Source organism: Nostoc sp. (assembly GCF_035638895.1).
Classification (GTDB): Bacteria; Cyanobacteriota; Cyanobacteriia; order Cyanobacteriales; family Nostocaceae; genus Nostoc.
Genome location: NZ_DASQZC010000225.1, coordinates 1 through 3,498, shown reverse-complemented (window position 1 = coordinate 3,498; position 3,498 = coordinate 1). Strand labels below are relative to the sequence as shown.

The 3,498-nt window shown below is 39.1% G+C and carries 4 protein-coding genes; 3 read left to right on the top strand and 1 reads right to left on the bottom strand.

Translation table 11 applies throughout. The features are described from left to right. The coding region (locus VE944_RS10875) for a toprim domain-containing protein (protein ID WP_324976479.1) at positions 1-549 on the bottom strand (549 nt) is incomplete at its 3' end. A gap of 19 nt (positions 550-568) precedes the next feature. Between VE944_RS10875 and VE944_RS10870 the strand changes: the two genes are divergently transcribed. The 3 genes from VE944_RS10870 (at position 569) to VE944_RS10860 (ending at position 3,167) form a co-directional block, all read left to right on the top strand. Then, entirely contained in the window at positions 569-691 is a 123-nt protein-coding gene (locus VE944_RS10870) for a hypothetical protein (protein ID WP_324976476.1), read from the top strand. Positions 692-948: 257 nt separating this feature from the next. Next, positions 949-2,304, top strand: coding sequence for an AAA family ATPase (locus VE944_RS10865; protein ID WP_324976473.1), 1,356 nt, complete (start codon positions 949-951; stop codon positions 2,302-2,304). Then, positions 2,301-3,167, top strand: coding sequence for a DUF4435 domain-containing protein (locus tag VE944_RS10860; RefSeq protein ID WP_324976470.1), 867 nt, complete (start codon positions 2,301-2,303; stop codon positions 3,165-3,167). The genes VE944_RS10865 and VE944_RS10860 overlap by 4 nt, the downstream gene beginning before the upstream one ends. Positions 3,168-3,498: the final 331 nt, after the last annotated feature.

Here is a 3,498-nt window from a genome sequence, read left to right as displayed (position 1 = left end):
GTTTTCTCGCTGACAAATCAGGTGCAACGTCGCGCTTTGGACTCTGCCAACACTCTTAGCACCGTTATTCAATGCCCAAACTAACGGGCTACCCTTGTAACCAACCAGCTTATCTAGGCAATCTCGGCACAACCCAGCACCAATTAAGTTTTGGTCTAGCTTTCTGGGATTAGCGATCGCACTCTGCACCGCCGATGCTGTAATCTCAGTATAAATTACTCGTTTCGGTTCCTTTAAACCCAGCGTTTCCTTTAGATGCCAAGCGATTGTTTCACCTTCCCGGTCTGGGTCAGTTGCTAAGACAACTTCATCAACCTGCCTCACCGCAGACTTGAGCTTCTGAATTGTTTCCTTCGCTCGTTGGTCGCGCGGAACGTAATTGCACCGAACATTACTGCCGTCCATGACGAAGCCCAAGGAATCATCCCCTTCATTGCTGAGTTCTCGGATATGGCCACAACTGGCTAGAACTTTCCAATCCGAACCCAGAATTTGACTGAGTTTTTTGACTTTTCCCGGAGATTCCACCACAAGCAGGCGTTTGATCATAGCAACTGCGTTCTAGATTTTGAGCAATAAACTGGCAATTGCAATGAGCGATCGCCTATTCTCGTCATCTGGATTTTATAAAATACTGTACCAAAAAGCTTGGGAGATTGCTCAACTCAGTTTAGAGGTAAATGATGCCTGATTATGCGATCGCTGTTGGAACTGGCGCAACTATTATGATTTTAGCCTCAACAACCTAGTTAAACAGGGGAAAATCTGTAGCAACATCCCGCAGGGTGTGCCGACTACCCTCGGGGAACGCCTAAAGGCGAACCGACGGCCACAACTTTATAAGAAAGAGCACATAAAAGAATGGGATTTTTGTTTCCTGTGCTTTTCAGAGAAAGAGAGAAGTTAGAATTAAAGCCATGAAGCCAATGGCTATAGGACTAGAGCACTATGCGAATTAAGCAAATTTCCGTCAGTGGCTTATTTGGAATTTTTGACCATGTGATTCCATTGAACATGAATGAACGAACTACCATTATTCATGGCCCAAATGGTTTTGGTAAAACAGCCATATTAAGAATTTTGAATAGTTTTTTTAACTCCCGAAATGCAGAATTGAAAGCTATCCCATTTAGAAAGTTCCGAGTTGAATTTGATAATAATACTAATGTTGAAATAATAAAAAATGCCGAGAATGGAGAAAATTTGGAAAAGAATAATATTGTTTTCAAATTTTATCAGCCTGATTCAGAGCCAGCTTCTTTTTCTCTAAAACCAATAAATATTCGCCCTGACATAGACTTTCCGCTTGGGATTTTCGATGATGTAATACCAGGGCTAGAACGAATAGCCCCTCGAAAATGGCTATATGATCCCACTGGAGAAACTCTTTCTTTAGAAGAAGTTGTAGAGCGCTTTGACAATTTATTGCCCTTAAACTTAAGACAACAGGAAGAAGCTGAGTGGCTAGAAGAATTAAAGAAAAATATTCATATTCGCCTCATTGAATCACAACGTTTACTTAATTTTGTCCCTAAACGTTCTTCCAGAACATATCGTGGAACACCTTCAATGTTGTCTACTGTGTCTGCCTATTCTGATGAACTTGCTCAGATCATGCAAGATAAATTTAAGGAATACGGTACAATATCTCAATCTCTTGACAGAACTTTTCCAGTTAGGGTAGTGAAGCAACAGCTATCCGCAGATCTGACGAATGAACAACTTCGTAATGAACTAAACGAACTTGAAGCAACTCGCTCTCGTCTTTTAGAAGTAGGTCTTTTAGATAAAGATGAAGATTCAGAATTTCAAATCCAGCCTCAAGATATAGATGAAAGCACCAAAAATGCTTTGTCGGTATATGTAGAGGATGTGGAAAAGAAACTGAGCGTTTTTGCTGAAATAGCAAGCAAGATTGATTTATTAAGGAAAATTATTAATAATAAGTTTGCCTATTCCTATAAAGAGATAAATTTTAGTAAAGACAAGGGATTCGTTTTCACTACACTTTATAATTCTTCCTTATCTGATTCAAAAGCTCTTTCACCAACAGATTTATCATCTGGAGAGCAACATGAGTTAGTTCTTCTTTATGAACTACTATTTAAAGTTCAACCTAATTCTCTAGTCTTAATTGATGAGCCTGAATTATCCCTTCATGTAGGATGGCAAGTTCAGTTTTTAAAGGACTTACAAGACATTACACAGCTTGCAGATTTAAATATATTAATGGCTACTCATTCACCAGATATTATTCAAGATCGCTGGGATTTGACGGTTGAATTGAAAGGGCCACAAAAGTGAGAGATTTTCTGACAGTTGACCGTGTTGCTAACCAAATTCGATTACGACGAAGCACATATACTGGAACTTTTTTATTAGTGGAAGGAAGTTCTGATAAAACTTTTTATAAGCGATTTCTTGACCAATTAGTTTGTGAGTTAGTCGAAACATCAGGAAAACCCTCTAGTAAACAGCGTGCTATTGAAATTTTAAGAATTTTGGAAAAATCAAATTTTCAGGGACTTTTAGTGATTGTTGATGCAGATTTTGATCGCCTTGAAACTTTGTTATACACCAGTCCTAATCTTCTTTACACTGACAGCCATGACCTTGAAACTATGCTGATTAACTCACCAGCATTTAACAAAGTACTCGCTGAATTTGGTTCTGAAGAGAAAATTTCTCAGTTTAATCGAGACGTAAAACTAGTATTAGTTGAAAATGGGATGTCGGTAGGTTATTTGCTTTGGCTCTCTAAGTGTGACGGATTAAATCTAACCTTTGAGGGAATTACATTTAGCAAGTTCATTGATGAGCAAACTCTGCAAATTGATGAACTCAAGCTTATTCAGGAGATTAAGAATAAATCTCAAGCTTTCTCTTTGAGCGATAAAAATTTGCAAGAACGGTTAAAGAGTAAAAAAAGCAATAACCACGATCCTTGGCAAATCTGCTGTGGTCATCATTTGGTGGAGATTCTGTCATTTGGTTTACGCAAAGCACTTGGCTCTAACAAAGCTGCTGATGTTGAACCGAACAGTCTTGAGCGTAGTTTGCGGCTTGCTTATGAAGAAATTTACTTTCACCAGACACAACTCTACTTGGACATTCGTACATGGGAAAGTAGGAATCAGCCATTTAGAGTTTTGCGAAATAACATATAATACCAATTTCTGCGTTCTCTGCCCCTCTGCGGTAGCCTGCGGCAAGCCGCTTCTCTACAAGACGCTACGCGAATGCGTCTACGCTATAAAAATTTTTTTTGAAAAAAATTCCCCACTTTTTCAAAAAGTCGGGAATCTGAAGATTTGGATTTTTACTAGTACAGCAGAGCGCAAATCTTCTTGTTGAAGATAGGCAAACTCCGCCACAGCGTACTAGGGAGTGTCAAATATTCCCTAATGAGGTACAGCTACTTGTGCATCGGCTACCTGGGTATTGTCAGCAACAATTTTGCGGAATAAATCGCCTTCAATTGTTTCCTGTTCTATTAAC

Bases quoted from the DNA above. Each gene is read 5' to 3' on its own strand.
- VE944_RS10865 (WP_324976473.1), top strand. From the start codon at position 949: ATGCGAATTAAGCAAATTTCCGTCAGTGGCTTATTTGGAATTTTTGAC.